Annotated in this window: 18 protein-coding genes and 1 pseudogene; 13 read left to right on the top strand and 6 right to left on the bottom strand. The window is 35.1% G+C overall.

Annotation, left to right across the window (positions count from 1 at the left end; all coding sequences use genetic code 11):
- Positions 1-53 precede the first annotated feature (53 nt).
- On the top strand, positions 54-2,075 hold the full coding sequence (locus MW688_RS22465; protein WP_486738247.1) for a ribonuclease catalytic domain-containing protein: 2,022 nt from the start codon (positions 54-56) through the stop codon (positions 2,073-2,075).
- Positions 2,072-3,379, top strand: a complete 1,308-nt coding sequence (locus tag MW688_RS22460) for a hypothetical protein (RefSeq protein ID WP_486738246.1) — start codon at positions 2,072-2,074, stop codon at positions 3,377-3,379. Before MW688_RS22465 ends, MW688_RS22460 begins: the two co-directional genes overlap by 4 nt.
- A gap of 29 nt (positions 3,380-3,408) precedes the next feature.
- Here MW688_RS22460 and MW688_RS22455 read toward each other — a convergent pair whose 3' ends face one another.
- Positions 3,409-3,792, bottom strand: a complete 384-nt coding sequence (locus MW688_RS22455; protein ID WP_486738245.1) for a hypothetical protein — start codon at positions 3,790-3,792, stop codon at positions 3,409-3,411.
- Between the two features lie 156 nt (positions 3,793-3,948).
- On the opposite strand from MW688_RS22455, the gene MW688_RS22450 reads away from it, so the two are divergent.
- The 4 genes from MW688_RS22450 to arsC all read left to right on the top strand — a co-directional run bounded on the left by MW688_RS22450 (position 3,949) and on the right by arsC (position 7,140).
- Complete coding sequence (locus MW688_RS22450) at positions 3,949-4,272, top strand: ArsR/SmtB family transcription factor (RefSeq protein ID WP_486738244.1); 324 nt, start codon at positions 3,949-3,951, stop codon at positions 4,270-4,272.
- Positions 4,273-4,912: 640 nt separating this feature from the next.
- Entirely contained in the window at positions 4,913-6,067 is a 1,155-nt protein-coding gene (gene arsB, locus MW688_RS22445; RefSeq protein ID WP_486738243.1) for an ACR3 family arsenite efflux transporter, read from the top strand.
- Positions 6,068-6,715 carry an arsenical resistance protein ArsH gene (gene arsH, locus MW688_RS22440; RefSeq protein WP_486738242.1) on the top strand — a complete coding sequence of 216 codons (648 nt, stop codon included), beginning with the start codon at positions 6,068-6,070 and terminating at the stop codon, positions 6,713-6,715. It abuts the gene before it with no gap.
- A 23-nt stretch (positions 6,716-6,738) separates the two neighbouring features.
- Entirely contained in the window at positions 6,739-7,140 is a 402-nt protein-coding gene (gene arsC / locus MW688_RS22435; protein WP_486738241.1) for an arsenate reductase, glutathione/glutaredoxin type, read from the top strand.
- 10 nt (positions 7,141-7,150) lie between these two features.
- Here the strand turns inward: arsC and MW688_RS22430 are convergent, their stop codons facing one another.
- Positions 7,151-7,630 (bottom strand): Uma2 family endonuclease, encoded by a 480-nt coding sequence (locus MW688_RS22430; protein WP_486738240.1) that lies wholly within the window; start codon positions 7,628-7,630, stop codon positions 7,151-7,153.
- A 62-nt stretch (positions 7,631-7,692) separates the two neighbouring features.
- Positions 7,693-9,588 carry a DUF262 domain-containing protein gene (locus tag MW688_RS22425; protein ID WP_486738239.1) on the bottom strand — a complete coding sequence of 632 codons (1,896 nt, stop codon included), beginning with the start codon at positions 9,586-9,588 and terminating at the stop codon, positions 7,693-7,695.
- A gap of 448 nt (positions 9,589-10,036) precedes the next feature.
- Between MW688_RS22425 and MW688_RS22420 the strand changes: the two genes are divergently transcribed.
- Positions 10,037-11,428, top strand: coding sequence for a TldD/PmbA family protein (locus MW688_RS22420; RefSeq protein WP_486738238.1), 1,392 nt, complete (start codon positions 10,037-10,039; stop codon positions 11,426-11,428).
- A gap of 189 nt (positions 11,429-11,617) precedes the next feature.
- Here MW688_RS22420 and MW688_RS22415 read toward each other — a convergent pair whose 3' ends face one another.
- On the bottom strand, positions 11,618-11,824 hold the full coding sequence (locus MW688_RS22415; protein ID WP_486738237.1) for a hypothetical protein: 207 nt from the start codon (positions 11,822-11,824) through the stop codon (positions 11,618-11,620).
- Positions 11,825-12,019: 195 nt separating this feature from the next.
- On the opposite strand from MW688_RS22415, the gene MW688_RS22410 reads away from it, so the two are divergent.
- Positions 12,020-12,742 (top strand): hypothetical protein, encoded by a 723-nt coding sequence (locus tag MW688_RS22410; protein WP_486738236.1) that lies wholly within the window; start codon positions 12,020-12,022, stop codon positions 12,740-12,742.
- A 388-nt stretch (positions 12,743-13,130) separates the two neighbouring features.
- Here the strand turns inward: MW688_RS22410 and MW688_RS22405 are convergent, their stop codons facing one another.
- Positions 13,131-13,766 (bottom strand): histidine phosphatase family protein, encoded by a 636-nt coding sequence (locus MW688_RS22405; RefSeq protein WP_486738235.1) that lies wholly within the window; start codon positions 13,764-13,766, stop codon positions 13,131-13,133.
- 111 nt (positions 13,767-13,877) lie between these two features.
- Here MW688_RS22405 and MW688_RS22400 point away from each other — a divergent pair, with 111 nt between their 5' ends.
- From MW688_RS22400 to MW688_RS22385, 4 genes and pseudogenes are all read left to right on the top strand, one after another.
- A complete protein-coding gene (locus MW688_RS22400) occupies positions 13,878-15,263 on the top strand; it encodes a 3' terminal RNA ribose 2'-O-methyltransferase Hen1 (RefSeq protein WP_486738234.1) in 1,386 nt (461 codons plus the stop codon).
- A 707-nt stretch (positions 15,264-15,970) separates the two neighbouring features.
- A pseudogene (locus tag MW688_RS22395) lies at positions 15,971-16,057 on the top strand (Uma2 family endonuclease); the annotation flags it as partial.
- Between the two features lie 161 nt (positions 16,058-16,218).
- Positions 16,219-17,655 (top strand): hypothetical protein, encoded by a 1,437-nt coding sequence (locus tag MW688_RS22390; RefSeq protein ID WP_486738233.1) that lies wholly within the window; start codon positions 16,219-16,221, stop codon positions 17,653-17,655.
- The gene (locus MW688_RS22385; protein ID WP_486738232.1) at positions 17,603-20,278 is read left to right on the top strand and encodes a tetratricopeptide repeat protein; all 2,676 of its coding nucleotides are present in this window, start codon (positions 17,603-17,605) and stop codon (positions 20,276-20,278) included. The genes MW688_RS22390 and MW688_RS22385 overlap by 53 nt, the downstream gene beginning before the upstream one ends.
- 470 nt (positions 20,279-20,748) lie before the next feature.
- Here MW688_RS22385 and MW688_RS22380 read toward each other — a convergent pair whose 3' ends face one another.
- Positions 20,749-21,666, bottom strand: coding sequence for a DUF4351 domain-containing protein (locus tag MW688_RS22380; RefSeq protein WP_486738231.1), 918 nt, complete (start codon positions 21,664-21,666; stop codon positions 20,749-20,751).
- A gap of 328 nt (positions 21,667-21,994) precedes the next feature.
- Between MW688_RS22380 and MW688_RS22375 the strand changes: the two genes are divergently transcribed.
- Positions 21,995-24,577, top strand: a complete 2,583-nt coding sequence (locus MW688_RS22375; protein WP_486738230.1) for a polynucleotide kinase-phosphatase — start codon at positions 21,995-21,997, stop codon at positions 24,575-24,577.
- Positions 24,578-25,003: the final 426 nt, after the last annotated feature.

Raw genomic sequence — 25,003 nt, 5'->3', positions numbered from 1 at the left:
TCCTTTGATAAAATAAATAAAGAAGTAAACTAAGCAAAAAAAAGGCAAAACTGGTGGAAAAGGGAACTCTAATAGAATTTAGACTGCAAGGACAACGTTGTTTAGCAGTAGCAGATCGCCCAGAAGGAAAAAAAGACTGGATAGTAATCGACCAAAATGGGCACGGACACAAACTACGTCCCCAAAGAATTGAATATACAATCACAGAAGGCCCCTACAAACCAGAGGAAATTAGCGAATTTTTAAAAACAGTAGAACCATATTTAGACGCTTCTAATTTAGAATTAGCCTGGGAATTACTAGTAGAAGAAGGGAAAAGCATAACCCCAAAAGAAATGGCTTCACTACTATTTTCAGAAGAATCACCCTATCTATGCTACGCAGCCCATAGCCTACTATCGGAAGATAAAATTTATTTTAAGAAAAAAGGCGATGTATACGAACCTCGTCCAGTTAGTCAAGTAGAAGAAATAAAACATCAACTAGAAGTAGAAAAGCAGAGAGAAGAAGCAAAAACAACCTTTATTAACCAAATAAATGCAGCATTACAAGGAAAAACAGTAGAGTGGACACAAAGCGATCGCACTCGTCTAGAAACCTTAGAAAAATATGCACTCTATCCAGACTTACCCTCACGCCATGCCCAAGAAATTCTCACGGAACTCTCACAACCGACAAATTCAGAAAATGCTGTTAAGCTATTAGTAGAACTCGGTTGGTGGAGTAAACACGAAAATTTATTTTTGCGCCGTAGTTCTTGTCCTACTAGTTTTCCAAAAAGGGTTTTAGAAGTGGCGCAATTATATATGGATTCTCCTCCCCCCGATCCAGACCAAAATCGCTTAGACTTGACCCATCTGAAAGTGTACACAATAGATGATGAAAGTACTAAAGAAATAGATGATGGACTGAGTGTAGAATACATAGACAAGGAAAAATATGGTGGAGAAAAATATCGTCTCTGGATTCATATAGCAGATCCTACACGCCTAATTTCTCCAGGAGATGAATTAGATTTAGAAGCACGCCGCCGCAGCACAACAATCTATCTCCCCACCGGGATGATTCCTATGTTTCCCACAGAGTTGGCTACGGGACCTATGAGTTTGATTCAAGGAAGAATATGTCCTGCCCTGAGTTTTGGAGTAATTCTAGATGAAAATGGTGCCGTTGTAGACTATTCTATCCACGCAAGCTTGATTAAGCCCACCTATCGCCTTACTTACGAGGATGTAGAAGAAATGTTGGGTCTCAATATTCAAGCAGAACCAGAAATCATGATTCTCAACCAAGAGGCAAAAAAACGACAAAAATGGCGCACAAGTCAAGGTTCAATTAGTATTCAGATGCCAGAATCTTCTATTAAAGTAACGGCAGATGAAGAAGTGACTATAGATTTACTGGATAACTCTGACTCTCGTCAGCTAGTAGCAGAGATGATGATTCTCGCAGGAGAAGTAGGAGGACGTTACTGCAAAGAACATAACCTACCTGTACCTTTTCGGAGTCAACCTCAACCAGATCTTCCTCCTGAAGAAGAATTAATTGTGCTACCCGCAGGACCAGTAAGGTATTCAGCTTTACGCCGTTGTATGCCTCGAAGCGAAATGGGACTTAATCCAGCACGTCATTCAAGTTTAGGATTAGATACTTATATTCAAGTAACTTCCCCAATTCGCCGTTATACGGATTTATTAGCTCATTTCCAGCTAAAAGCATCTTTGAGAGGAGATGAACTTCCCTTTAGTGTAGAAAAAATGCAAGAAATTCTCTACACAGTGATAGACTCTATTAAGGAAGCGAATAGTGTAGAAAGACAGACTAACCGCTACTGGTGTTTAGAATATTTACGTCGTCAATCAGAGACTATTTGGCAAGTATTGGTGTTGCGATGGTTAAGAGAAGATGAAAATCTTGCCTTAGTTATGTTGGAAGATATTGGGGTTGAATTACCTCACCGATTTGAACGCAGTGTCAAATTAGGCGATCGCCTCAGCTTACAAGTTAGTAGAGTTGACCCCCAACATGATGAAATTCGTTTTAGAGAGATGAGTCAAGCAACAGTTTCCCGATGAATTGGCCTAACAATTTTGCGAGACGGAGTTTTTTTTACTTCTTATTCACTATTCTTACTTATTTACTGTTACCTAAATCTCAACGTCTCCCTCAATCTTCTCCCCTGACTATCTCCTATCCAGTGCCTGAAAAATTTAACTTTGATGAGAATAAGATTTATCATCAATTTCAGCAATTGGCTGCTTCTGGAGTTCAAGATAAACCAGTACTTTTGCATCAAGGTCAGGTAAATTCTCCTCTGAGTTTAGCCCTTGCTGATTATCCTCGTCTGTTAACTGAAAAACCAGATAATTTGAATTTAATCTCTAAAATTAAGGCGGATTCTAGTTTTCATCCCTATCCATCTCAAGGCAAGTTACCTAAAATCGAAGCTTCAGGCTTAGATTTTCTTCATCCAGATATTACTGAAGCTTGTGTTTGTTTTGGGAGTTTTAGAGAGGGAAAATTGGTTACTAAATGGTTGGGGAGAAACGCACTACGTAATCAAGAGTTTTGGAGTGCCACTAAATTTATTCCTTTAGTCTATTTAGGTTCTCAAATTAATTTAAAATACCCTGATCTAAATATTACTAACTGTTATCTTAAAGTAAAAAATAGGGAAGTCTCTTTGTTAGAATTAGCAGAAGATTTAATAACTTATCAAGGAAAAATCGCTACTTCTAATTCTATAGGCGCTACCTTAAAAAGATTTGTCCCCCAAATAACTTTAGAAAAATGGTTGAAATCAATCACAGGAAATCATGATTTAGTTTTTCGAGGCCGGTATGGAGATAAGCCATTTATAGAACAACCAGAATTATATAACCCAAAGACTAAAAAAGTCATCCTCTCTCCTGATACTCAACCACCTAATTGGGCTTGTAACGATATTTCTGCCTATGATTTAACTAGATTGATTTCTTTATTGGGTTGGCACAATTATTTAGATAAGGATTCACAAATACCGGGAATTAATCGTGATAGTGTCGCTAGTTTGGTAAAAATTATGGGCAAAGATATTGCCCGTTTAACGGATTTAGCTATTCAAGCCTTAGGAATGGAAAATCAGTTAGATTCTGTAGTGATTATTTCTAAAGAAGGAGATGGGGTTACAGAAATACGCGATCGCACCGAGGCTGTTTATGTGGCCTTAGTACAGTTTAAAACTAAAGCTGAACCCCCTGAGTTGCTTACTCTCGCTATGACTCTAAGGGGTGCGATCGCTTTTAACCCTCGAAATTTAGATCAAGAGACAGTCACTTTAGATGCTCGTATGGCCACAGAAGTTACTAAAATAATTAAACAAGTTCTAACTGAATATTGAATAACTATCTGTGACTATATTTTTAGAATTCATTGTTTATTGATTATTTCTTCGATATAGTTCACAATCTCAGACACAGAAATTGTGAATACACCAGCCTCGCCAGCATTAAATGCCTCCTTCCACATATTATATCCTTCAATATAGTTAATATTTGGTGCTCTGTTTTCTACAAGCTGAGTAACGCTGTTGTTGAGGGTTTCTTCTGAAACTGGAAAGTGTGGCAATTCACTGATTATAGCATCCCCCATATTACTATTTGTAATTTCTACTCCTTCGACACTAATGTGGAATATCTTGCCCAATTCCTTGTATGTTTCAATTTTATTGATTAGCACTTTGGAGTTTTCTTCGCCAGGACGTGTTTTGTAAGACCATACCTGACCTTCGGAATAATCGAATAAGTTGGGCATAATAAAAACCTCTAGAAGGGTAGCAAAAAAGATTTACTTGTAGCTTTGTTTTATATTATACATATTTTTATCATACTATAACAGCTTAAGATGCAAAATTTAAGTTGATCGTCTTTCAGATAAACTAGATTTAGCTACTCAAATTAAGGAGATTTGATGCAAGTTACCAGTGATTCAAAATTTTTAACTGTTCTAGCAGGTTTTCGTGCTCTCTCAGAACCAATCCGACTTCAGATTGTTGAACTGCTAAAAACTCAAGAGTTATGCGTTTGTGAATTATGTGAAAAATTAGATGTCAAACAATCTAAGTTATCTTTTCATCTTAAAACTCTTAAACAAGCAGGGTTATTAACTTCTTACCAAAAGGGGCGATGGACTTACTATAGTCTAAATATGTCTCAAATTGTCGCTTTAGAGCAATATTTATCAGAATATCGACGTTTTAGTCCTGTTTTGCCCACTCGTTTTTGTGATGACTAAATTTGCTGACGGCGTGACAACTCAGACCCTCGCATCTTTACCCAAAGTTAGTGGTGGATGAATCTTGAAGTAATGAGTAATGAGTAATGAGTAATGAGTAATGAGTAATGAGTAAGAGAATTAATGCGATCGCGCTTAAAAATTGGTTGACCGCGTATGGGCGGTCATCTATCGCCCCGGATTTTAAATCCGAGGCGATAGATGACCTTTGCTACTTTTCTTAGGCGAAAGAGAAATGAACTTTTTCTGAGGTTAATTTAGTACATAAGTTCTGGTGAAAGATCTGAGTTTACCCAAAGTTAGTGGAGGTCACCTGAATTCTCCATTCGTTAATACATCAGCCTAAAGTATTATGAAAAGATGCAAGTTAAGAGTCAAAACGTACCCTCAATTGGCGCGGAAAATTTACTTGCTTTTATCAATCAAAGTTGATATCATTTAAATTAAATCCAAAAGTGTTAAAAATATTCTGCAACTAGGAAAGTCTTTTAAAGTTAAGGAATTTTTCCTGATTGCAGGGAGCTTACTTTTAGTGCTTATAGTAGAGCCAAGCAAAATAACATCAACTTGAATTGATATGAATAACCTGGTTTCTTGTATACCACTAAAAGTAATAAAAAATTGAATGGGGAAAATTTTTATGAGTAATTCTAAATCTCGCATTAATCCCAAAGCGGTAAAAGCAGGAGGTAATCTCAGCTTTTTTGAAAAATATCTAACTATTTGGGTAATTAGTTGTATTTTAGTCGGGATTTTTCTAGGTCGCCTATTTCCAGGAATAGCCCAAAGCCTAGATAGTATGAGTGTTTATAACGTTTCTATTCCCATTGCTGTTTGTTTATTCTTCATGATGTATCCCATCATGGTCAAAATTGACTTTTCTCAAGCAGTACAAGCAGCAAAAGCACCATTACCCGTCATTTTAACTCTTGTAGTTAACTGGCTAATTAAACCATTTACCATGGTGGCGTTTGCTCAGTTTTTTTTGGGGTGGCTATTTCGAGATTTATTAAGTTCCACAGAGATTATTCGAGGCACAGAAATAACTTTAGCCAATTCTTATATAGCAGGATGTATTCTTTTAGGAATTGCTCCTTGTACAGCTATGGTTTTGATGTGGGGTTATTTATCCTATAGTAACCAAGGTCATACCCTAGTTATGGTAGCAGTGAACTCTTTAGCGATGCTGTTTCTTTATGCACCTTTGGGTAAATGGTTACTTTCAGCGAATAATCTTACAGTACCTTGGCAAACCATTGTTTTATCGGTGTTAATTTATGTAGGCTTGCCCTTAGCTGCGGGCATTTATAGTCGCTATTGGATATTTAAGCACAAAGGTAGAGAATGGTTTGAAAGTAAATTTCTTCACTATTTAGGACCTATTGCTATAGTTGCTTTGTTGGTAACTTTAGTATTGCTATTTGCCTTTAAAGGGGAATTAATCGTTAATAATCCTTTACATATTCTCTTAATCGCAGTTCCTTTGTTTATTCAAACCAACTTTATCTTTTTTATTGCCTATGTAGCGGCTTTAAAACTTAAATTGACTTACGAAGATGCAGCCCCTGCGGCCTTGATTGGTGCTAGTAATCATTTCGAGGTTGCTATAGCTACGGCTGTGATTCTTTTTGGGCTGAATTCTGGAGCAGCTTTAGCCACGGTAGTGGGAGTATTGATTGAAGTTCCGGTAATGTTAATGTTAGTGGAAGTATGTAAGAAAACTGCTTTTTGGTTTCCCCGAGACCCAGAAAAAGCTACTTTGTTAGACCCACGTTGTGTAAGTCCTTTTCGTTAAATGGATACTGAGGAAATAACATCAATGAGTAATTTTGAGCATCCACCCAGAATTTTATTTTTATATGGTTCATTGAGGGAACGTTCTTATAGTCGCTTACTTGCTGAAGAGGCGGGGAGAATTATGGAAGGTTTTGGCGCAGAAATTAAATTTTTCCATCCTCATGATTTACCTTTGCGCGGTCAAGTAGAAGAAACTCATCCAAAAGTTCAGGAATTAAGGGAACTCAGTCAATGGTCAGAAGGACAAGTCTGGTCATCACCAGAAATGCACGGTAATGTTACTGGTATTCTCAAGAATCAGATTGACTGGATTCCTTTAAATATCGGCTCAATTCGTCCCACCCAGGGAAAAACTCTCGCTGTAATGCAGGTTAGTGGAGGTTCTCAGTCTTTCAATGCTGTAAATACTTTAAGAATTTTAGGGCGTTGGATGCGGATGTTTACTATTCCTAATCAATCTTCAGTACCTAAAGCCTATCAAGAATTTAATGAAGATGGCACGATGAAAGATTCTCCCTATCGAGATAGGGTAATTGATGTGATGGAAGAACTTTATAAGTTTACATTACTTTTAAGGGACAAAGTTGATTATCTCACTGACCGTTACAGTGAGAGAAAAGAAAGAGAATTCAAATTATCTAAATAATTATTAGTTTTAGGAGAAAAACTATGAAAAAGGTCATGTTTGTCTGTAAAAGAAATTCTTGTCGTTCTCAAATGGCTGAAGGTTTTGCTAAAACCTTAGGCAAAAACCAAATTGAGGTCACTAGTTGTGGGTTAGAAGCTTCACGAGTCCATCCAACGGCTATTGAAGTAATGCAGGAAATTGGGATAGATATTACCGGACAAACTTCTAACCCTATTAGTGAGTTTAAGGCAGAAGATTATGATGCCGTTATTTCTCTTTGTGGTTGTGGTGTTAATTTACCAGAAGATTGGGTATTAAGAGAATTTTTTGAGGATTGGGAATTAGAAGACCCTGACGGAAAATCCTTGGACACTTTTAAACAAGTAAGGGATGAAATCAAAGAACGAGTTAACCAGTTAATAGAGAAAATAAATCAAAGCTAAGACCCAATTTTTAGGTAATTATTTTCTGAGGAAATTTAGGCAATAATAAGGATTGCTCTAATTTTCCTTGTTGATTAGAAAAATTCATATAGCCTTCTTCATCACAAAACCAGACTTCTATTGCTTGGGCTTCTAAATATAGTCTTTTTTTCTGTTCCATTTCTTCAAGACTATTACTAGCTGAGATAATTTCTATACAAATCTCTGGCGCTATTGAAGCAGTAATCTCATTTTCAATAATTGTTAGTCTTTGTGGAGAAATCCAAACAACATCAGCCACTTTAATATTATCTGATGTTTGAATAGCGCATTCAGGAAAAGCTAACCCTGTAGTTATTAAATTATTCAGTATCTTAATAATTATTCCCTGAAAAAAAGAATGCTTGATTTTGGCTGGACTCATTACAATTTGTCCCCATTTATTCATTTCGATTTTAAAGGGTAAATCTTTTAACTGCTGATTGTTGCATATATCTTGCCAGTTTATCATTTTACTCACATTTTATCTCAATAATTTAATAGTATAAATGCTTAGTTATGTTATCAAAATATTTATGATTGATTTGAAGAATAATTACTAATTAGTAAATTAAAAAATTCTTTTTTATTTTCATACCAAATTTTTAATGCTAACTCAGCTAAATTTTTTTGCCTATTTTGAATTGATTCAGCAGTCCATTCATTAAAATCGTTAAGGTTTTTAACAATTCTATTAATGGCTGTATTTTCTCCAACTTGAGGTTTTTCAACAAGTGATTTTGTTAGTAAAAATTTAGATTGCTTGTATGCAGGTTTTTTTTCTTCAAAACTTTTATTTTGATTAGACGCATTATGAGATTTTTCTAAGAGACACAGATTTCCAAACTGATAGATATAGTCAGTAATATTTTTGTCTGGTAGAACTTGAAAATCTTTTACAGCTTGAGAATTTATATCTTGAGGTAGAATATGTTCTATTTCAATCGATGATTGAGTAAAATTAGTAAAATTAAGATATTCTTGATTTTCAGGATAGGCTGAAAGCTGAATATACTGATACAATTTAGCTAGTATATATTTAGTTTTTTTTATGGCTGGTTGTTTTGGCTTTTTATCATTTCTTCTAGAGTTAAAATTAAGCTGATTTATTTCCATAAATTTATCTTTAAATTCGGATTTTAAATCATCTAAAATAAAATCTATATTATCATTCACAAACTTTTCAAAACTTTCCTCTTGATTCGTAGAATTCTCGGAAAGCTTTAAAATATCATTAGTCCAAGTAATAAAAACTCTTTCTAATTCATTTATTTTTTTATTCAAAAAGCTATAGATAAAAAACAAATTTTCTAATTCAAAACATAGTCTGTCAAATGCTTTTTTTGAATAATTATTAGCAGCTAATAAAACTAATATATGTTGTTTAGCATTAGGGATAATATATTTAATATTTGCTAGATACTGATTATCTCTACCATCACTATTTTTTTGTTGAAGTAAAGAACTATATAGTTTAGCAACTTTAAGCAGTTTTTCGATGAATTGAGTCGGATGTTCTTGATATTTACAAATATTATTATTCTCTAATAGCCATTGATATTCCTTGCTTTGCACCGCATCACGTTCTACATCGTATTGAGATAAAATAAAATATCGAAGAAAAGTCATAGGTTTTTCATTAACTTTATCCAATTGATTTTTGACATCTTTCCATCTTTCACTTATATATTTAAATTCTTCTTTGTTGTTAACTTGTTTAAACAAAAGATTCTTTAATAAATCCATTGAATCTAACCCTATTCCTCTATTATTAATAGTCTCAAATACTCTTAAAGCATGATTTATATCACTTGTTTCGACTCTTACTATCTTTACCTTTTTTATAAAATGTGCGTAAAATTTTCTTATTTCACTTTCATTTTTGTCAAACTTCTCTTCAATAAAATTTTTAATAGTTAAATAACAACAAATTAGATTATTAAAAGATTCGGTTCTATTTTGCTCGTCATTTTGTAAGTCTTCAAAATTTATATTGCCTCTTGCAAACTTTTCTAATAGATCGCCACTATCTGGATATTGAGGAATAACTCGATGTTTTGAAACATCTTGTCCTTGTGCATTAGTATAAACAGATAGAATCAATTTATTAATACCTGCAACTTGTTCATTATTTGCTAATTTTAATATATAATTTTTTATAACGCAAAAATATATATATAAAGTTGTTAATCTTTGTTGTCCATCAATAACTTCATAAATATTATCACTATCTTCATCAGGCATACATACTACTATACTTCCAAGAAAATATTCATCAGAACTATAAAACTCATAATGAACATCATTTAATAATTCTAAAACTTGTTTGTCTGTCCAGACGTACTCTCTTTGATAGTTAGGAATTATATAAAAATCCTCAAAAATTTTTTCAATGGTTAAGTTTTTTGAATCAATAGTTTTTTGTGACATAATAAACCTTTTAAATTAACAAAATAACATTAAGTTTGAGTTGAAAATTTTAGCCATTTATATTATCTTTTCAATCATTTTATTTTCTTCCCTAATTCTAATTTATTCTAATATTTGCTCTATTAGTATATTCTAATTTTGTATAATATTGTATTTTTTTGTCTAAATTATTCCTTATTTCCCGATACATTTTATTTATATTTTCTTCGTGTATGTTTTTTCCCTGTTATACCATTTTATCACATCTAACCAAGTAACGCTCTCTTGGCGTCTATTATTTCCTTTAAATTCTACGATATCTAGATTTTAATCTATTTCTATTTTTAGTGACTGAAACCCTAATTGACATTACAGCATTTTAAGTAATTATACAAAAATATTAACATTAATACGATTTCAGTAATAATAATTGCTATAATTAAGAATAAATTTAATTGATAGTTAAACAATGAATAGGCAATTATTAGAAATAAAAAATAGAGTTAGCGAACTAATAAAAAACTACCGCAATCAAGTAGACTTTTTAAGTATTCGCCTTGAAAATTCACAAAGCACTAATTTAGTGTGGAGAAATGATCAAATAGAAACAATTAGTGAGGCGATCGCCATTGGGGGACAAGTAAGAGCCTGTCATCGTGGTGGTTGGGGCTTTGCTTGTTTCAATCAACTTTCCCATCTATCTCAACAAATAGAAAATGCTATAGCCGCAGCCAAAATGGTGGGTGATGAAGAAACTATCCTAGCGCCAGTAGAACCAGTCATAACTACCTGTGAAAATATTTTAACTGGAAAAGACCCCAGCCGTGTTCCCCTAGGAGAAAAAAAAGAACTCTGTAAACACTATAACGAGATCCTGAGATCTTATTCTCCAAGTATAACAACAACCTCTGTACGTTACGGCGATATCAATCAATCAGTAATAATTGCCACCTCCGAAGGCACTTTGATAGAACAAACTTGGTCAGATTTAGAAATGCGTTTTGCCGCCACTGCTAGAAAAGGAGATAAACTACAAACCGGACGAGAAACCACTGGATCTCGTCGTGGTTACGAAGATTTAACTAATTTAGATACTCAAGTAACCAGCGCTGCCCAAAGAGCAGTAGATGCCCTAGATTATCCCACCGTCAAAGGAGATACCTACACAGTAGTTATTGACCCCATTCTTACCGGGTTATTTGTACATGAAGCCTTTGGACATCTCTCGGAAGCAGATATGCTTTCAGAAAATCCTGATTTACTCGAAGTAATGACCATAGGGAGAAAATTTGGTCCTGAAGAATTGCAGATTTTTGATGGAGCAGCACCACCAGGACATCGCGGGAGCTACTATTACGACGATGAAGGCACCCCTGCTACTACTACCCAATTAATTGCGGATGGTCATTTAGTAGGACGTTTACACTCTCGGGAGACTGCGGGAAAATTGGGAGAAAAAGCCACAGGTAACGCTCGGTGCCTCAACTATTACTATACTCCCATTGTGCGCATGACTAATACTTGGATTGAAAGAGGTAAAACTCCTGTAGCTGATTTATTTAGCGATATTAAAACGGGTATCTATGCCCGCAACTGGTTAGGAGGCATGACTAATGGGGAGATGTTTACTTTTACCGCTGGAGAAGCTTGGATGATTCGCAATGGTAAAATATCAGAACCAGTTAAAGATGTTACTCTCTCTGGTAACGTGTTTAAAACCCTTGCAAATATTGAAGCTATTGGCGATGATTTCTACTGGGATGAATCTGGTGGCTGTGGCAAAGGCGGACAAAGTGGTTTAGCCGTTGGTTGTGGTGGCCCAAGTTTACGTATCCGCGATGTCGTTGTAGGGGGAGATTAGTTAGAGTGCCTTTCCAGTTCCACCTTTTCAAATCCTTACTGAGTAAGAGAATAAGCGTACTGCGAGTGTGGAGCTACCAGGCGATCGCATCTTATAATTGATGTATTTTTTTGGCTATTTTTTGTACAGAAGAAGGTAGTTTATAGTAAGCCTTCCAAAAACCATCTGTTGGAGTGAGATTCCATTTTCTTATGGAAAAGAACGAGTTTTACCTAGTTTATATTCTTTTAAAGCTTCTTCCGCCAATGTTTCTAATTGTGCTTTTGAATTAGCAAAACTTTTTTGCCATTTTTGCTCATCAGCTATTTCTTCTAAGATTAAACTAGCAATTTCATTTTGTTCTTCTTCAGGTAATTCGGAAACTTTAGCAAAGGCTTTTTCTAATAATTCAGTCATAGTCTATTTTCAATTCAGGTAAAAATCCCACGAAATCAATGTTATGTTGTAGGCAGTAGTGATGAATCTTGTGGAAATCAAGTTTGTCAATGGGATGGGCAAATTCTCACCTTCCGAGTTCCCTACTGTCTTGAGAATCAATTTGGCCGCAAAGTTTCCGTTAATTTAGGCAACTTTGAGCGTAATATTAACCGAATGCCAGAAAAAGGCGCAAAAACATGGCACTTTTTCTATAAACATGGCCATTGGAACGTAGGCGTTCAATTTACTCCCTGTAAAGTCCCCCCTGTCTCTCGTTCGATTCACTATGGTTGCATCGGTCTTGATATTAATCCCAGTGAGATAGCGTATGCTTATGTGGATTATCAAGGGAATTTAAAAGAACAGGGACAATTTAAGCTGATTCAGGGACTTACTAAAGAGAAAATGGACGCTCAGTTAGTTGAGGTTTGTCTAAAAATAGCGCAAGTGGCTCTTAACCACGTTTGTCCCGTTGTGGTTGAGAAATTAGATTTTAGTCAGAAAAAAACTGAGTTAAGAGAAAAAGGAGGGTCAAAGTATGCTCGAATGTTGAGTGGATGGGCTTATGCCCGATTCCTTGAATTATTAACCTCTATCCTTACTAATCGAGGGATTAAATTACATCATGTTAATCCAGCATATTCTAGCGTCATCGGATGCGTAAAATATCAAAGGATGTATGGTATTAGTGATGCGGTGGCCGCGGCTTATGTATTAGCCCGACGAGGGATGAAGCTCTCAGAAAGAATTAAACCCCACTCCTTAACCGCCTATCTTGATGTGAAGTCAAGAAAGCACGTTTGGAGTGGCTGGAATCAACTGAATAAGCTCTTAAAGAAGTCTATTTCGAGTCGTCATGACTATTACGGAATCTCGTTCCTGGGACTTACAGGTTAAGGAATGGTCGAAGAAGGAGAAGTCTAACTTTTCCGACCAGAGCCAAACCAAGCAGAAATGCGCTTGTAAGGTGACTTGAAGTAACTCTCACCGTTTGAGTTCGCTTGTCCAGATATGTCCAGTTGTGGGGAGGTCTGGGGAGGTTTTAAATAACGGTTTGTTGGTATCTACGTTACACATCTTCCCTATCCTCATATCTTGCACGCAAGTGCAAAATTACAGAAATTGGCCAACAGGCGAGAATCAATTTTTAAAATCCCCATCTATGCCGACCTCCTGCCTCCGTGCCTCGGTGCCTCCTGCCTCCTTTTAAGGGGTTAGGATCAATTCTTTTACTTCAAAACTCCTTACTTCAAAACTCATTATCAAGTAGCGCTATAATAAATTGTTAACCAAATTTTCGTAGTCCTTCTACTCCCCAACGCTCTGAAGTAAACATGGGAGATTCTAGTGTCTTCCAATCAGCTATAGTTATAATATCTGCATTTTTGGGATTAGCAATTTGATCAAACTGTTCAACTGTTAAATGCAAAAATCTCATCACAAAAACTCGTAATGCTAAACCATGAGTCACAATTAGAGCTTGTTGAGAGTGAGTTTTTTGAACACTGCGCACAAAACTTTCTAAAAATCCTGAGACTCTATCATAACAATCTGCCGCACTTTCTCCCCCTTGGTAACGATAATAAAAATGTCCATAGGTCATAATCATTTCTTTTTGAGAGGATACATCATAATAACCATGTTCAACTTCCCTAAGACGAGGATCTTCTCGTATTTTCATCTCTTCTAGATTGACTTGTGCCCCTTTGAGAATACCATTTAAGGTTTGTTTTGCTCGTAAAAAAGGTGAAGTATAAATTAAGGAATTTTCTAAATATAATTTACCTAACTGTTTTCCTACTTCTTCTGCTTGTTGAAAGCCTTTTTCAGTAAGTGGAACTAAATGATCTGCTATTGATATTTGATTATAATCAGTAATATTGGCTTGAGACTCACCATGACGCACTAGTTTAATAATCATAACTTTTTTGGCTATCTATTTTAGATCTACCCAAAATTTAATCATATTTTGTGTAAAGAAAAGTTAAATTTACCTCAATTTTCTTTTTTGACAATTTCTTAATCTTTGACCATGCTCTTACATATTACTACTACTCATCAACCAGCTACAGATTTAGGTTATTTACTCCATAAACATCCAGACAAATGTCAGTCCTTCTCAGTTACTGGAGGAAATGCTTATGTCTTTTATCCTGAAGCGACTGTAGAAAAGTGTACCGCTACTCTACTATTAGATATAGACCCAGTGGAATTAGTACGAGGAAAAGGAGATATAGAACATTATATCAACGATCGCCCCTATGTAGCTTCTTCTTTTTTGAGTGTGGCTATAGCCAAAGTATTTCGCACTGCTTTATCTGGTCGTTGTCGGGATTTACCACAACTTGTCCAAGAATCAATTCCTCTCACGGCTAATCTTCCTACTATCCCCTGTCGTGGTGGTGTAGAGTTTTTTCGTAACTTATTTGAACCTTTAGGCTATCAAGTAGAGGCACAAACCCTGGAATTAGATAGTCAATTTCCTGATTGGGGAGATAGTGTCTATATCAACGCTACCATACATCAGAAAGTTAGACTATCTGATTTACTTAGTCATATTTATGTGATGATTCCTGTACTAGATGAATATAAACATTATTGGATAGGAAAGGAAGAAATAGCTAAACTGTTATCTCACGGTGAAGGTTGGCTAAGTAATCATCCTTATAAAGAAGAAATTACCCAGAGATATTTCAAAAGATACCGTAAACTAGCCAAAATCGCTCTTAAGCAATTACAAGAAGAAGACCCAGAGGCTATTGAAGCTACGGATATTAATGCAGATTTAAAAGAAATAGCGATAGAAAAACCTCTTACTCTCAATCAACAAAGACTGCAATCAGTCGGGGAAATTCTTCAGAATCATCAAGTAACTAGAGTCATTGATTTAGGCTGTGGGGAAGGTAAATTACTGAAATATTTACTTAAAAATCAATCAATTGAACAGATTACTGGAGTTGATGTTTCTTACAGCGCTTTAGAAATAGCTAAAGACAGACTCAAATTAGATAATTTACCTTTTCATCATCAAGATAAAATTAAACTAATTCAAGGTTCATTAATCTATCGAGACCCTCGCTTCTGTGGTTATGATGCTGCCACTTTAATTGAAGTAATCGAACATTTAGATATTAACCGTCTTGAAGCTTTAGAAAGGGTATTATTTGAATTTGCCCAACCTCGATTAGTAATTATTACTACTCCTAATGTAGAATACAATATAAACTTCCCTACTTTAACTAATGGTAAACTCCGTCATCCAGACCATCGCTTTGAATGGACAAGGGAAGAGTTTCACAACTGGGCTAATCAAATTGCCTCACAATATAAGTATCAAGTAAAATTTAAAGGTATTGGTCCCCAAGATTCTGAAGTCGGTCCACCTACACAAATGAGTATCTTTCAGTTTACTTACTGAGGTATAGAGATTAACTGCAATAGGGAAATAGGAAGAAGAATGCGCAAAAAATGTACCTCATACTTCTTTAAAAAGGCTATATCAAATGAATTTACATTTGCTAAAAGGGAAATAGGAAAAATTTATGTACTTTATTAGACTGAAAAACACTATATTTGTACAAACAATGGTTAGGATATTTTCAAGTGTTAAACCCAATACTAGCATAACTATTTCCTGTTCCCGTATCAAGTAGCCCTATATATATTGACTTGAATATTTTTTAGTTAAGAAGTAAATATATTTCTTTTTAGGAAGATTTTAAACTTAAAAAATTTTGTTGAGCCTATTTAGGGTCTGCTGAAAAAGTAAGTTTTGGTGAGGAGAAAGGCAGGAGGCAGGAGGCAGAAGGCAGGAGGTAATAATGATTTATGAATTTTCGAGTAATCCAAGAAAAAAATGCACTCTTTCTACCATAATATATCAAAAAACCTTGCACTTTTTATAATAAAAATAGGCTCAAACCTTTATCTAGCAAAAGTTTTACATTTATTCAGCAAGCCCTATTTAGTACAAGTGTTTTAGTCTATGGTGCGATCGCCTAGAACTTCAAACACCTCAAACCTTTACTGTATAAAGGTTTAATCATTATATTTATTTAACTAAATAACTATTTTATTGAGTAAATAGGGATGATAAGAACCAACTATGACTGCCATTACAATTCAGTTTCTATTCTTCAAAGCCCAAAAACTATTAGTGGAGAAGATGTACTTCCTGGCTTTGTTCTGGATTTAGAAACAATTTGGATTTGAAATAAAATAGAAGTTTAATTGTAACCTGTAAGGGGGCGATCGCTCCTCTTTAAGTGATGAGTAGAATTGCTCATTTTTGCAGGGACTCTTGAAGACTTCCCTGTGGTCAAAATGATAAAATAAAAAATAGAATTAATTTCTTAAAACAAGTTGATTTTAAAATGACAGATTCGCCCCTAACTCTTTTAACAGCAGCTACTTCTCTTGAAGAAATTGCCTTAACTTTATCTCCTGAACCATTGACAACTCTAAACGAAATCTCCGCTTTTTATCGAGAAGAAATGAATCAAACCAGAGGGGGTGATAAAATTAAAAATTTAAAACTAGGATTAAAAAAGACTTTGGCAAAACAAGCAAGGCAACCTTTAGCCAAAAGAGAATACTATAAAGCTTGTTTAATGGGACATCCAGGAGTAGGGAAATCTACAGAAATAAATAGATTACTTAACGATTCAGAATTTACTAGTAACTTTCTTGCTATTAAATTTAATATCTTAGCAGATTTAGATCCTATAAATTTTAATCCTCTTGATATTGTCTTATTTATTATTATTAAAGTTGTGGAAGAAACTGAGAAAATAGGAGAAAAACCTAGTAAAAAAAGTTTACAAGAGTTATGGGACTGGTTTAGTACAGAAGAAATTACTCGAAAAATACTTATAGACAGTACTCTAACTTTTTGGGCACAAATGGGAGCACTTTTTGCTTCAATCAAAGGAGAATTTCGCTATGCTTCAACTAGAGAAAAAAAAGTAGTAGAATATCGATTTCGTCGGTTAAATGAATTAATTCTTATTGGTAATAAACTTTTGAATGATTGTCATCATAAATTAGAAACGAAATTAGAAGGTAAACCTCAATGGTTGGTAATTGGAGAAAACTTTGATAAAGCAGGGGTTTCTCTTGAAGCCCTTAAGGACCTATTTATTAATTATAATAATCTCATTAAAGATTTGAATATTCATCTAATTTTTACGATACCTATTAGTTTATATAATTCATATTCAGCTATTGGTCTTGCTTTTCCGTCAGAGAATTGTTTGATTATTCCTGATACTGCTGTTTTTATTCAAGATGAAAATTATTCAGCAAATAAGGATGGGCGCGATGCCCTCAAAAAGGTGTTAGAAAAAAGAGTTAATTTAGATTTATTTAGCGATGGAGAAGTAGAAAGGATCATTATTGCTTCTGGAGGAAATATAAGAGATTTGTTTTATTTAGTAAACTATGCTTCTGATGAAGCTATTTTAAATAATAAAAGTAAAATTGAAGTTAATCATATTAATATGGCTATAGGTAATTTAAGGACAGAATATGAACGTCGCTTAGGTCAGAGTCCTTTTGATACCGACCAAGTTAACTATGAAAATAAGCGTCAACTACTGATAAAGATATATGAACGGAATAAAGAAGCACAAGTTCCTGATAAAGTCTTATATTCTTTATTAAAAGATAGGGCGATTCAGGAAGTTTTTGATGCTAAAAAAGGTGAAAGATACTTTATGGTTCATCCCTTGGTTGTGGATATTTTAAATAATCAAGGTTATGTTAATTCTTCACCAGAAGGAGGTGTCCCTGGTGGTACATCCAGCAGATAAACAGGAATTAGTTTCAGGAAGTATTGCTCATACAATCGCCCTTTTATCATTGTGGAGTAAAAGACCATCAAGGGGGTTAGCTAAAGTTGAGTTTGCTTCTGAGTTTTCTCGTCAAAAAGTAGTTAAAGAACTCCGTTATCAACTTCAAGTAAATAAAATTGCTTTTTATGAAATTAACTTACCATTAGATAAAAACCCTTCTTTTATTTTTAATTTTCTTTTAGAAGAATTAAATAAGTTAGAATTTGGAGTTGTTTCTATTAGTGGCTTTGAAACAGCTTTTAGTGATAAAGATAGGACTCTTGAAGCTTTGCGAATTCTCAACTATAATCGGGAGAATTTAGCTCAATTCAACCTGCGACAAATTTGGTGGATGTCTTGGTCTTTTAATAGTCAAGTTATAGGCATGATGCCAGATTTAAACTCTTGGTTTTCTCTCCGGTTGTATTTAACAGAAACCTTGGTAAATACTGAACGAGAAAATATTACCAACACGCTAAGATATATTAGTGATGATACTTTCTCCCCAATATCTCAAGATAATAATTTACCTCATAATTTACCTAGTCATGAATCGACAAGATTTGTCGGACGTGAAGCAACTTTGAGAGAGTTGCATAAACATTTACACCAAAGCGAAGAAGTTGCTATTTGTTGCTTAACAGGAATGGGTGGTGTTGGTAAAACCAAATTAGCTTTAGAATATGCTTGGCAACAATTGGAGAAAAAAACTTATATAGGTGGAATTTGCTGGTTAAATGCCCTCAATCAAGAACTTGGTCTGCAAATTCTCAGTTTTGCTGGAAAATATCTCCAAATTAAAATACCAGAAGATGGAACTCTAAGTGAAAGAGTGCGCTATTGTTGGCATCATTGGCCACCAGGTGATGTGTTAATTATATTTGATGATGTTAGAGATTATGGGAAAATTGAACCTTATCTACCACCAGCAGGGGAAAAGCGCTTTAAAGTAATTGTTACTATTCGTTTTAATTATATAGGTGTAAATACAACTACTATCAACTTAGATGTATTAACCGAGGCAGAAGCTATTACATTATTAAAGGTCTATGTAGATGATGAGAGAATCGAGAAACAAATTGAAGAAGTAAGATTACTCTGTCAAAATCTGGGGTATTTACCATTAGGGTTAGAATTAGTTGCTCGTTTATTAGTACGTCGGTATAATTGGACCTTTAAGAAAATTAGAGAAGAGTTAGCAGCAAATTTAACTCAAGATGATAACTTTCATGGAGAAGTAAAAGTCGAAAGAAAAATTAAAGCAGCATTTGGGGTTACTTGGGATGAATTAAATAGTGAACCATTAGCTCAAAAATTAGCCATGTATTTGAGTTTATTTGCCCTTGTTCCTTTTTCTAAGTCTTGGGTTAACAGTTTATTTCCTGATGAGGATGAAGTTGAGAAAGGGTTAATAGAGGAGTTAGTTAACTTTGGTTTAGTGCAAGATTTGGGTAATGATTGGTACGAATTGCATACCCTTATTCATCGTTATCTTCGGGATAAATTAGAAGTTTCTGAATATAGAGAAGAGGCTAAAAAAGCTTACTGTGCTTTAATAGTAGAAATTTGTAAAGATATACCTCAAGTTCCCATACAAAAAGATATTGAAAAGTTTGCTCCATCAACTGAGCATATCAAAGTTGTTACCGATGAATTATATTTATATTTAGAGAATGAAGATTTGATTTGGCCATTTATTGGTTTAGGGAGATTTTATCAAGGTCAAGCATTGTATTCAGCAGCAGAACCCTATTACTATAAATGTCTTCAACTCACTCAACAAAGATTAGGATATAATCATGCCGATGTGGCTACAAGCTTGAACGAGTTAGCCGTACTCTACAATATTCAAGGTAGATACACCGAAGCCGAACCTCTTTTCATGGAAGCTTTAGAGATGTATGGGCGAATGTTTGAGGGAGACCATCCCTCTGTGGCTACTAGCTTGAATAATTTAGCTTATCTATACTGTAACCAAGGTAGATACACAGAAGCAGAACCTCTGTTGACGGAAGCTTTAGAGATGAGAAAGCGAATGTTTAAAGGGGACCATCCCGATATGGCACAAAGCTTGAACAATTTAGCTTATCTCTACTATAGCCAAGGGAGATACAGCGAAGCAGAACCTCTCTTCACCGAAGCTTTAGAGATGAGAAGACGAATGTTTAAAGGAGACCATCCCGATATGGCACAAAGCTTGAACAATTTAGTCGCACTCTATGATAGCCAAGAGAGATACAGCGAAGCAGAACCTTTCTACACCGAAGCTTTAGAGATGTATAGGCGAATGTTTAAAGGAGACCATCCTGATGTGGCAGTTAGCTTGAACAATTTAGCTAATCTCTACGATAGCCAAGGGAAATACACCAAAGCAGAACCTCTCTATACGGAAGCTTTAGAGATGTATAGGCGAATATTTAAAGGGGACCATCCCGATGTGGCTACAAGCTTGAACAATTTAGCTAATCTCTACAAAAGCCAAGGAAGATACAGCGAAGCCGAACCTCTCTACACCGAAGCTTTAGAGATAGCTGAACGAACTTTAGGAATAAATCATCCTACTACTCAAACTATTCGTAAAAATCTAGATGGCATATTTTAAGTTTATAGTTAAACAATGTGATTTAATAATGTTATGGTGCGTTACACGCAGGTTAACGCACCCTACGGTACTATGAATTGTTAAAAGATAAACAGGATTATTAAAACAATTACGAAAAAACTCAATGTATTTTTTCTTATTGATAATAATGATATTGTGTAGGGGCGCAAGGCTTGCGCCCACACATGAAGGCTTGCCTATTTCATCGGCTTGCGCCCCATGTTTTTTCTCCCAATCAGTAAGTTTACCTAATCTTACTATTCTTTTGGCGATCGCCAGATTCTTTGTAGTATAAATATGTTAAACAATAGTAACAATAAGGGCGCAAGCCTTGCGCCCCTACATAATGTTACCATTTTATGTGCGATCGCCCCATCTTTCTTGTCCCAATGAGTGCGTTTACATTATCTTACTATTCTTTTGGCGATCGCTCAATATTTCTTGTACTAATGAGTGCTTATGTTCGATTATTAATGGTTTCTTAACCAACTCTCTAACTCTTCATAGGTATTAAAAACTAACAACTCTTCTGCTAGTTTTTCTAGAGATTCTGGAGTTAATTGGCGAATTGCATCTGTTATCTCTGGGGTAAGATTATCCAGTTTACGCTGTAACTGACGTAAAATAAGATTTCTTTCCCCTTCAATTATGCCTTCAGCTTTGCCTTCAGCTTTGCCTTCAGCTTTGCCTTCTTCTTTAGCTTTAGCTCTATCTTGTTGATATAATGGCGCTAGTCTCATGATTAACTCTCTCTCCTCTGTTTGTTTACTATCTGTATTTATTTCTAGGTTTTTTTGCAGTGTAAACAGTACTTCTAATATACCTGATTTTAAAGGATTACTATCAGATAGCTTGGCTAATTCTTCTATGGCTTGTTGTTGAGTTTTTCCTCTTCCCAATAGTCTTATCCACAAAGTTGATGGCGTTACTGGCAGTTGATGAATTACCACTATTGCGGTTTTTAATCCTGAGGGCAAAAAATAAATCCCTTTTTCCCAATCAGTTTTTTCTTCTGCCTGAAATTCTCCTAAAATTCGGGGAGATGCTGTAGGAGTAAGAATCCATAGGTTAGGTGAGTTTAATGATTGTTGCTGATTTCTTTTTGCTTCTCTATTGATTTGTTTACTGACTATTAATAATTTTAATAAACAGTCAGTAATTTCCTCTTTGGTTACTGGATTACGATATGGTTCTAATAAACAAGTATTACTTGCTATTTTGCAAAATGTTCCTAAATTACTAGGTAAATTAGGAGAATTTGGTACAAAATAAAGATCTATTTCTCTGATTTCTCCTGATACTTGTTTAGCCACAACTACTTCTCCGTAAGGTAATAAGAGTGTTTCTAAATAGTCTTTACTGAATTGGTCATAGATAAATCGAGTCAATTTGAGTATTTTTAATCGTAGTTTGTCTTTAGTTTAGATTATCATTTTTCATCAAAATAACCATTATCTAGGGGGGACTTTATTGCTTCCATTCAATATAATTCAAGGCTTGCGCCCCATATTTTTTTTGTAACAATCAGTATGTTTACGTAATATTACTATTTTATAAATGATAAATATATAACCGGAGATTATGATTATATATGAGGTATTCTGTCCAACATTATGATAAAATACATTCATTAAAGAGCGATCGCCCAACACCAGCAAACCATTCTCACTATTTTAAGTCCTATAAAATAATATCACTAAAAGTAATTAGATAACTATGAAACTAACTATTCCAGAACTATCTTTAGTCGTGTTAATCGGTGCATCAGGTTCAGGAAAATCAAGCTTTGCAGCTAAGCATTTTAAATCTACAGAAATTCTCTCTTCTGATTACTTTCGTGGCTTAGTATCCGATGATGAAAATGACCAAGCAGCCACTGAAGATGCTTTTGATGCCCTACATTATATTCTAACTAAAAGATTAGCAGCAGGAAAGTTAACAGTTATTGACGCTACCAATGTACAACCAGAAAGCCGCAAACCTCTACTAAACTTAGCTAAAAATTTTCATTGTTTTGCAGTAGCCATTGTTTTTAACTTGCCTGAATCTATATGTCACCAAAGAAATCAACATAGACCTAATCGCCAGTTTGGCAGTCACGTAGTTAGAAACCATACTCGTAGTTTAAAACGTTCCCTCGGTAATTTAAAACAAGAGGGGTTTCGCTACATATATAAACTCTCCTCTATAGAAGAAATAGAAGCTGTAGAAGTAGTCAGACAACCCCTATGGAATAATCGTAAACAAGAACATGGACCTTTTGATATTATTGGAGATATTCATGGTTGTTGCGATGAATTAGAACAATTACTCAAAGAACTAGGTTATGTAGCCACAGAAACTAATACTAGTTCAGATTCTTTTTGGCATTTTCCCACATATACCCATCCCCAAGGACGTAAAGCAGTATTTTTAGGAGACTTAGTAGATAGGGGTGAACGAATTTTAGATACCCTGAAACTAGTACACAATATGCTAGAGGTGAATTCTGCTATGTGTATTCTCGGCAATCATGAACATAAATTATTGAAACAGCTTAAGGGTAAAAAGGTAAAAATTAATCACGGTTTAGAACAAACCGTAGCAGAGATTGAGGGGATTGAAACAGAAAAACGAGAAACTGCTACTAAAGAGATTCAAAACTTTCTAGAATCTCTAATTAGTCACTATGTTTTGGACGATGGTAAACTAGTAGTTGCTCACGCTGGGTTAAGAGAAGAATTACAGGGTAGAGGTTCTGGATATGTTCGTAGTTTTGCCCTCTATGGAGAAACTACGGGAGAAATAGATGAATTTGGCCTACCTGTGCGCTATCAATGGGCTACAGAGTATCGGGGTCAAGCCATGGTAGTTTATGGCCATACACCTGTACTCGAAGCAGAATGGTTAAATAACACTATTGATATTGATACAGGCTGTGTATTTGGCGGTGAACTCACAGCCTTACGCTATCCAGAAAAAGAATTAGTCAGTATCAAGGCAGCTAAAGTCTATTGTGAACCAGTTAAACCCTTAGAGACAGAAACTAGAAGTTTAACCATTCAACAAGAACAAGATGATGTCTTAGATATAGCTGATGTCTCAGGCAAACGGTTAATATCTACAAGAATACACCCTTCGATTATGCTGCGGGAAGAACAAAGTATTGCGGCATTAGAGATTATGAGTCGTTTTGCAGTAAATCCTAAATGGCTTATTTATCTTCCTCCCACTATGTCTCCAGTCTATACATCAAACTTGCCCGAGTTTTTAGAACATCCTCAACAAGCTTTTGAATACTATCAGCAACAGGAAGTTAGTCAAGTTATCTGTGAAGAGAAGCACATGGGTTCTCGTTTAATTGTAATTCTCTGTCGAGATGAAAATATAGTTACAAAGCGATTTGGTATTAAAAATGAAGGTATCGGCGTTTGTTATACTCGTACAGGCAGAAAGTTTTTTAACAACCAAGAATTAGAAACTCAGTTACTAATACGTCTCAATAAAGCTTTAGATAGTAGTGGCTTTTGGGATAATCTCAATACAGATTGGGTATGTCTTGACTGTGAATTGATGCCTTGGTCAGCAAAGGCACAAGAATTACTCAGAAGGCAATATGCTCCCGTGGGTGTTGCGGCGAAAAAAGGAGTTAGTAATGCGGTACAAGTTTTACAACAAGCAGCTAATCGCGGTATAGAGGTTAATGATTTGCTCTTATCCTATCAACAGAGAAAAGAATTAGTAGATAAATATATTCAAGCCTATCGTCAGTATTGCTGGTCTGTAAATAGTATCAATGATTTGAAATTAGCACCTTTTCATGTATTAGCGACAGAAGGACAAGTTCACACAGATAAACCCCATAGTTGGCACATAGAACAAATTGCTAATTTTGCCCAGCAGGATTCTCAATTATTACAAGCTACTAACTATAAAATCGTCAATGTTAATCATAGGGATGAAATAGAAGCGGCAACTAATTGGTGGTTAGAAATGACTGAAGCAGGAGGCGAAGGGATGGTGGTTAAACCCATGAACTTTATTAGTTATCATAGTAATAGACTGGTGCAACCTGCCGTTAAATGTCGTGGAAAAGAATATTTGAGAATTATTTATGGGTTAGAATATTCTCTACCAGAATATTTAGAACGGTTAAAGCATAGAGGTATATCGAAAAAGCGCTCCCTCGCTTTACGAGAATTTGCCCTAGGAATTGAAGCTTTAGAGCGTTTTGTCTCCGGTTTACCCCTAAGAAGAGTACATGAGTGTGTTTTTGGGGTTTTAGCCTTAGAAAGTGAGCCTGTTGACCCACGATTATAATTGAATTTTTGTATAGCGATTAAACTTTCAAAAGCAGACCAGTAGGGTGTGAAGTGCGCTTTGCGCGTAACGCACCAAATTAAATTAATAACTAAATATTTTTTCTCACTGCCAACTGCGATCGCCAATTTTTCAGGTTCGTAGTTGGACTAAAGTCCAAAATATACTTTAATAGGGCTAAAGCCCTACTACTAACGAATGTATAGAGAATTTAAAGAGTTACCACCGTGGTGACGATTAGCTATTATTTTTCCCTTGTTTTTTCTTAACGGATTTTTATTAGACAAGTAGGGTGCGAACTTCGCTTTGCGCGTAACGCACCAAATTAAATTAAACTACGAGTGAGGATATTTTCGCGATCGCCAATTTCCCAGGTTCGTAGTTGGACTAAAGTCCAAAATATATTTTAATAGGGCTTTAGCCCTA

This window comes from Johannesbaptistia floridana, from assembly GCF_057440575.1.
Note: the sequence above shows the minus strand (reverse complement) of the source record. Positions and strands in the feature narration are given on the sequence as shown.